Here is a 7126-nt window from a genome sequence, read left to right as displayed (position 1 = left end):
TCAATAATATTAAATAGAATATGAAAGCGATATTAGAAAGTGAAAAAGCAATCAACGCAAAGCCTTTTTTAAAATGGGCGGATGGAAAGACTCAATTAATCACAGAACTGGTAAGACACATGCCGCCTCATATAAAAAGTAGCAAAGTTATTGATTCATATGTTGAACCATTTGTTGGTGGTGGAGCTTTTTTCTTTTACCTTAAAAGCCACTATGAGGTTAAAAAAATCTTTTTTGTCTGACATCAATAGGGAACTTATTTTAACATATAAAGTAATCCAGAACGACCCAGTAAAACTTATAGAAAGGCTCGAACAGATTGAAAAAACATATCTAAAGAAAACCGAGACAGAAAGAAAGGAATACTACTACAAAATAAGAGAAGTTTTTAATAAACAGATGCATAATTTTAATTACGAGCATTTTAGTGATAGTTGGATTGAACGAGCATCTTACTTAATTTTTCTGAACAAAACATGTTATAATGGCCTTTTTAGACAAAATAGGAGAGGCGAATTTAATGTGCCCCATGGCAAATACAAAAGGCCAAATATATGTGATAAAGATAATATTATGGAAGTCCACAGAGCGCTAAAAGATGTAGAAATCATTTGCGAGGATTTTGAGGCAAGCAAAAAATACATAAAACGAGGGATTTTGTACATCTTAATCCACCATATCTTCCAATAAGTAAAACTGCAAGTTTCACTCAATATTCAAAAGAGGGTTTCACAGAGGAAGACCAGGTAAGGCTTTCAAAATTTTTCTCCGAAATGGATAAAAGGGGAGCTTTTCTTATGCTATCAAACTCGGACCCTAAAAATGAGGACCCATCAAACGACTTCTTTGATACAATCTACAAGGGATTTTACATTGATAGAGTAAAAGCAAGCCGTGTAATTAATTGTATAGGTAATAAAAGAGGAAACATTAAGGAATTAATTAGAACAAATTATAAAATAGGAGATTAAAATGCACGACGCATCATGGGAGAAAATTTTTAAAGATTACAATATTTATGCTCATGACTTTGATAATCACCTTATATAATTACAGCGGAAGAGATCAAAAGGGCTTGCCAAGATTTTAAAAACACTGCCGAAAAAGAAGTCCGTATATTGTGCAAGCAAGACACAAGAGAATCAAGTCCTCAGGTTTTTAAAGATATGGGACTTTTTATCCTTCCCATAAAAAATGGCGAATATGCAATTATAAAAGGTGAAGGATATGTTGATATTCCAAAGATTGAAGGCGATCTTGTTGAATATAGCTCGAAATTGGATTTCAATCTCGATGCGGTTACCATAGGTGATTAAGAAATGCAGCACCTTGACTATGCATACGCTACAAGTCTTATCAGAACTTTCTTAGAAGATAATATTCTTGTATTAACAATAAGAGGAAGAAAATACACTCCAAGTTTCAGGTTTTATGTCAACAAATATAATTTAGAAGTAAAAGGTGTTCAAACTGAAGTTGATGCAGGCTTTGAAGGTAAAGAGAAGGTCGTTTTAATTGAAGCGAAAAATAGGCAAGAAAGCAATGTAATAATTCGACAACTTTATTATCCATACAGGCAATGGCAACAAGTAACCAAAAAGAAAGTAATACCGATATTCTTCGAGAAAGTTGTAAGGTATTTATGCTTTATCAATTTGAATTTACTGAACTTGAAAATTACAACAGCATTAGACTTGTCAAAAGTGGAAAGTTCTTGATAGTAAAGTAATGGAAAACAATGAATTTAAAAAGGAAATAACAACTGTCTGGTCTTTTTCAGACAGAGGCAAGTGGGCAACTCACAACCCAAAATACAGAGGTAACTTTGCACCTCAAATTCCAAGAAATGTGATTTTGCGTTATTCAAAAGAGTGCGATGTAGTTTTAGACCCTATGGTCGGAAGTAGCACAACCCTTATTGAAACAAAACTCCTCAAAAGAAAACGCATAGGAATTAATATAAACCCAGAGGCGGTGAAAACTACACTTGAAAACCTAAATTTTAACTCAGATGATCCTTCTGAACAAAATGTATATTTAGGAGATATAAGAAATATAAATTTCCTTAGCAACGAAAGTGTTGATCTTATAATAACTCACCCTCCATATCTTAACATTATAAAATATTCAGAAGGAAAAATCGATGGCGACTTATCAAACATAAGTGACATGTCAAAATTTTTGGATGAATTTGAAAAAGGTGTAAAGGAATTATATCGAGTACTAAAAGAAGATAAATACTGTGCTATCCTAATAGGTGATACACGTAAAAAAGGGCATTACGTCCCTCTTTCATACTATGAAATGGAATTATTTCTCAAGAACGGATTTGGACTAAAAGAAGACATTATTAAAGTTCAACATAATTGCAAATCAACACCATATTGGGAAAAGCAAATAGAAAAGTACAACTTCTACCTTATCATGCATGAACACCTTTTTATATTCAGTAAACCAAGTAAAAAAGAAGATTTAAGAAGGATAAAGCATAGCACAAAGGCTTATTAAATTATTTGTTTTTCGTCTATAATTAATTGTATAGCATATTTGCAAGAATTTAGAGAAGTGTTACGGTAATATAATTGATTATAGTTAATAACATAAGATGAACCTAAACCTACACTAAAAATTTTGCATATTAAAACCTGTAAAGAGCAGGTCAGGACATTTAAAACAAAAAGCACTTTTGTTAATTCTCTTCTATATAAAAGAAGTACGAATTTTCCTTAAATTTATCAGGGTAAATTTCTCCTACCTTGTATTTAGATTTGTAGTTTTCTGCAACTTTCTGGGCATCTTCCTTCGAGCCTTCAACTTTTACAAATCTCTTACCGGATTTTGTCTTTCCTTCTTCAAATTTAATTTCGTTTAGGTCATCCAGAGGTTTAACAGCTCTCAATTTTTCCACTACAAGTTCAATAGTCTCGGCAGAAAGTTGATTTCTTGGTTTCTCCAAAATAAACCCAATAAAACCCATCGCACCAGAAACAACAGGGATTGAAGAATAATCGGACTTTATCCAATCTACTTGTTTTAACACAATCACTGGATAAACAACACTTTCAATCTTTTGATATAATTCATTAAGGTTTTTTTGAAGCCAGACATTAAACAGTTTAAAATGTCTATTATGCTGAGCTGTTGGATTCTCTACTGGAACCCAATCTTTTCCTTGCCTCATTTTCCAAACCTTGTCGCTTGCAACAAAAGAGCCACTCCAAGTTTTTATTTCTACGAGAAAAATCCCTCTTTTGTTTATTACAATGTTGTCTATTTGAATAAATTCGTCTTTACTTATTTGAAAAACATAATCAGGTAACACATAAGAATCGCCCTTTAACAATAGCCACATCTGTGTTTCAAATTCTTTTTCACCAGAAGAACCTTTTTCATTGTCATGCGCTACTTTCCTATCGAATTTATCAACTTCGGTATTCCTTAGTAGTTTGGCTAGAAACCCGCTATTATCGTTTTCTACAACTTTTTGCCTCTCTTTCTCGACTTTTTCTTTTATCTTCTGATAAAACTTCTTCCTTATTTCGTCATCTTGGTATATTACCCTTGCAAACATTTTAACCTCCAAAATATATCGAAACTAATTTATTAACCAATCTTTCCCGTCTTTCTCTAAGAATATCCATATTCCAATCGTCGTATTTTTTAAGTTCCTGTGTAATTACAAACGGAGACTTTCCATTTTTATAAAAATAAATTTGCTTTTTCATCTCACATTTATAATTCGAGTATAAATATTCTTTTTTCTCCCGAGCAAAACAAGATTGCAATTTTGTTTTTCCACTCTTGCATTTCCTCTTCAGAGAATTTTTCTATCCATTTACTATTTTCAGGTAGATTTTGAGGAAGTATGCGCTCGATTGTTATAGGTTCCTTGTACCCTCCAAAATTACTTTTATCTACATATTCTAAATCTATCATAAGGAGGGGATATTTAGCGAAACTTTCATTGTAAAAATCGATCCCATTTACTTTTTCCTTGAAAGCAATTTTCAAATTCTCTTTATACAATCCATTTTTTATTGCTTCAATAACTTTCTCGGGATCTTCATTCTCATCAATAATATTAACCACTCCTATTAAACTTAGTAATCTCTTAGTGAATGTAAGACCCAACACCCAGTCAATAACAGTTCTCCTTTCAAGAACATAGAGAAAATTTGTTAAAAAGCTATTCATCAACTTACTTTGGTAACAATCTCCATACTTTTCGTAAAAGTATATTAGCGGTGGTACCCAATCATCAAATGGGATATAATTCACCATTAAATTTATAAGGCTTCTGTACTTATTTTCATCATCTATATTTATTGGATTACGTACATAGTGCTCATAAATATCAGCAATCTTCTTTAAATAATTTATGAACTCCTCTCCTTTTTTGAAATATTTTCCAAAAATATAGTTATTATATTCATCATAAACAGAATGAATAGTTTTTCTTTTGAGTTTCATTGTAAGAATAAATTCAATAAACTTCTCTAACTCTTTTCTGCCTATATCGTCTTCGCTTTCTCGCCAAATTTCTGCATATTTAGCTCGCTTATATTCATCAATTGCCGCCAAATTAACCGCTTTAAGAATATCAGCGGTCGTTAAGGGAAGACCCGTTGTATTCAATACATTAAACAATTTAATGGCATATGGTAACTCCCTAGTCCAGATGTTAACAAGATACACATTGCTAAAAAGATACTCAACAAATTTACCTTCAGAACCTGGATTTCCTGTGAATTTTTCGGCATATTCCTCGCTGAATGTTTTAATTTCTTCATAGAGAGAATATCTTGGGTCCTTTTTATCGGTATACTTAATCTTGCCACTCTCAAATTCCTCAACATATAAATTTGTTTTAGACATTTCATAAATATACTTTTTATAATCACTCAAGTCTTTCCACATCTTTATTCGGAAGGATAATGGTATCCTTTTAAATTTATCACCTTTTTCGTATAAAGACTCCTGAATAGATTGTCTCAAATTTTCATCTTTAGTTTTATCTCTCATAACAGCAAGAAGAATTGCAATGCTAGTCAACCGCTGTTGACCATCTATTATAGAGTAAGTTCTACTTTCTCCCTCTCGCTGCAAAATTATAGAACCTAAGAAATATTCTTCCTGGTTCTCGTCGGATGCAGCATAAATATCCTCAAATAACTCAGAAAAGTTATCTTTCCTCCAGCTAAACGATCTTTGAAAATTGGGAATTTAAATAGAAAGTTATCCACAAAAATCTCACCGATTTTTTTCTTTTCTGTATTAATTTCAGCCATTTTCTAATTAACCTCTCCTTTATCTACAACTTAAACTAAAGTATTAATCAAATTTTACCATCTTTTAAAAATCTTGCAAACAAAAGTAAATTAAAAAGGACACGTTAAATCGTCGCCCTTAATTTAGATATTATCCGCATAAAGGCTCCTTAATTCCTCAGATTTCTCTTCTTCAAGAAGTTTTAGATTTTTCTCTGCAAGGATAGTATAAACCACAACCCTATAATCTTCAAACTTGCAGCATTTAGTTTTAGAAGGTAATTTGCTCTATTTATTCAAAACCTTGTTCTTAAGTAAGAGACTTTTTTAAAATAGCTGGGTATTTGCCATACAGAGCGATACAAATATTTACCAAAAGCGTAAAAACTGTTTACTTTATTACTATTATCTCTTCCCTTGCACTGTTAACTTGAACTACCGCAAGGAAGCGTGAAATAAAATCAACCGATGCATAAAGATTATTTCCAACATTTATAATAGGGGGTATCCCTTTAAAGCCTTCCTTTGTAATCTTAATTCCATTAGCATCTATAGAAAGATCTTTTAGGTATAAGGTTATCTTTTGGTTATTAGAAACAAAATTCAAAGTATCCTCTAAATTTTCCGTGTTTATGCTGAGGGAACTTAGTAAACTCTTCAAAGGAAGATAGAAAGTGTTAGATTTAAAAATTGGCTTATTTTTATCGACCAAATAAAGGTCATTTATAGAATAGACATCGCTATTAGGCTTAAAGGTGATAATCTTAAGGTCATTGATTGTCTTAAAAGTGTATCCTTGATGTTTCAAATCCTCTACAAGTCTTTCGATATACCCTCTTGTTCTGGTTGTTTCAAAAACAAGCTTGCCTTCTCCACCATAAGTAGAATAAAACTCTCTAAAAGGATGAAAGAAAAAGGACACGAAATTTGCATTAGAAAACTTCGCCCAATTTAAAATCCTTAAAACATCAGCTTCGTTTGTTACCATAAGGAATGGCGCAGGAAAAAAGTAAACGGGCTTCTTATCATCCCTTAAATCGTAGTAAACCGCAATTGTTTTTGTCCTGTGATAGTTAAAATCAGGCTCGTAAAATAGTGTAAAATACTTTGCAAAGATCTTGTACTGATTCGCTTTTGCCGTATAGTGCGGTGTCTCCCAGTAAAAATATTTAATACCTGATTTATTAAATGCTTCTATTGCTTTTGTTATATGTGATTCTGCATAAGTATCAGTTGAAGTCTCCTCATCAACCCCAAATTCAAAATCCGCAGTTGAGATGCCATCTCCATGCTGATGCGTATAACCGTGTATGCCAATTACTCCTCCCATTGCTGCCATATACTTGATAGTTTCCCTGAACTCTGCCATACGAGGGTCGTTTGGGTCACTCATATCAAGATAGATTTTTCTTTTTGGATCAGTATAGATCGGGACAACAGATACATGAAACGGAACATTCTGAGAATGGAGGTACTCTGCTACTTTCTTGAGCGCCTCAAGCCCATTTCCCTGCATTGCATACCAGGGAGAGACATCCTCGAGGCGTAAAAGTGCAATTTTCGGTTGGCTAATAGTTTGCGCCTTCAATGGATAAATAGGCACAAGCATAAAAATCAACAATAAAACTAAAACTCTTTTCATAAATACCTCCACATTTTGACAATATTATATAATATAAAATCTTTTTTAATATAAAAAATTTGGAGTATTAAGAAAATTTTACAAACTTAAGTCAAAAACTCTACTATGAAATGAGGGCGAAAGCTAATAACAGCAAGGAACTCAACTATAAGAAAACCAACTCTTGCAGATACTAAACTTTATAATTAACCAGATAAAGAATAAAGCGCAGGCGAAC

The 7126-nt window shown here is 32.4% G+C and carries 10 protein-coding genes; 6 read left to right on the top strand and 4 right to left on the bottom strand.

The annotated features are described in order from the left end of the window. Window positions 1-20: 20 nt before the first annotated feature. The 6 genes from JHC30_03415 to JHC30_03390 all read left to right on the top strand — a co-directional run bounded on the left by JHC30_03415 (window position 21) and on the right by JHC30_03390 (window position 2508). Window positions 21-242, top strand: coding sequence for a DNA adenine methylase (locus JHC30_03415; GenBank protein MCI4463202.1), 222 nt, complete (start codon window positions 21-23; stop codon window positions 240-242). Beyond that, window positions 214-690 carry a Dam family site-specific DNA-(adenine-N6)-methyltransferase gene (locus JHC30_03410; GenBank protein MCI4463201.1) on the top strand — a complete coding sequence of 159 codons (477 nt, stop codon included), beginning with the start codon at window positions 214-216 and terminating at the stop codon, window positions 688-690. Before JHC30_03415 ends, JHC30_03410 begins: the two co-directional genes overlap by 29 nt. Further along, window positions 639-971 (top strand): DNA adenine methylase, encoded by a 333-nt coding sequence (locus tag JHC30_03405; GenBank protein MCI4463200.1) that lies wholly within the window; start codon window positions 639-641, stop codon window positions 969-971. The genes JHC30_03410 and JHC30_03405 overlap by 52 nt, the downstream gene beginning before the upstream one ends. 147 nt (window positions 972-1118) lie before the next feature. After that, complete coding sequence (locus JHC30_03400; protein ID MCI4463199.1) at window positions 1119-1316, top strand: hypothetical protein; 198 nt, start codon at window positions 1119-1121, stop codon at window positions 1314-1316. 3 nt (window positions 1317-1319) lie between these two features. Further along, window positions 1320-1718 carry a hypothetical protein gene (locus JHC30_03395; GenBank protein MCI4463198.1) on the top strand — a complete coding sequence of 133 codons (399 nt, stop codon included), beginning with the start codon at window positions 1320-1322 and terminating at the stop codon, window positions 1716-1718. 10 nt (window positions 1719-1728) lie between these two features. Continuing rightward, window positions 1729-2508: a hypothetical protein gene (locus JHC30_03390; GenBank protein MCI4463197.1), complete on the top strand. Its 780-nt coding sequence runs from the start codon at window positions 1729-1731 to the stop codon at window positions 2506-2508. A gap of 181 nt (window positions 2509-2689) precedes the next feature. Here the strand turns inward: JHC30_03390 and JHC30_03385 are convergent, their stop codons facing one another. From JHC30_03385 to JHC30_03370, 4 genes are all read right to left on the bottom strand, one after another. Further along, complete coding sequence (locus JHC30_03385; protein ID MCI4463196.1) at window positions 2690-3571, bottom strand: NERD domain-containing protein; 882 nt, start codon at window positions 3569-3571, stop codon at window positions 2690-2692. Between the two features lies 1 nt (window position 3572). Continuing rightward, window positions 3573-3725, bottom strand: coding sequence for a hypothetical protein (locus tag JHC30_03380; protein ID MCI4463195.1), 153 nt, complete (start codon window positions 3723-3725; stop codon window positions 3573-3575). 7 nt (window positions 3726-3732) lie between these two features. Further along, the gene (locus tag JHC30_03375) at window positions 3733-5223 is read right to left on the bottom strand and encodes a DUF262 domain-containing protein (protein ID MCI4463194.1); all 1491 of its coding nucleotides are present in this window, start codon (window positions 5221-5223) and stop codon (window positions 3733-3735) included. Between the two features lie 435 nt (window positions 5224-5658). Beyond that, window positions 5659-6909, bottom strand: a complete 1251-nt coding sequence (locus JHC30_03370) for a DUF2334 domain-containing protein (protein ID MCI4463193.1) — start codon at window positions 6907-6909, stop codon at window positions 5659-5661. Between the last annotated feature and the right edge of the window lie 217 nt (window positions 6910-7126).

This window comes from Caldisericum sp. (assembly GCA_022759145.1).
Lineage (GTDB): Bacteria > Caldisericota > Caldisericia > Caldisericales > Caldisericaceae > Caldisericum.
This window is presented reverse-complemented; position numbering and strand designations above follow the sequence as displayed.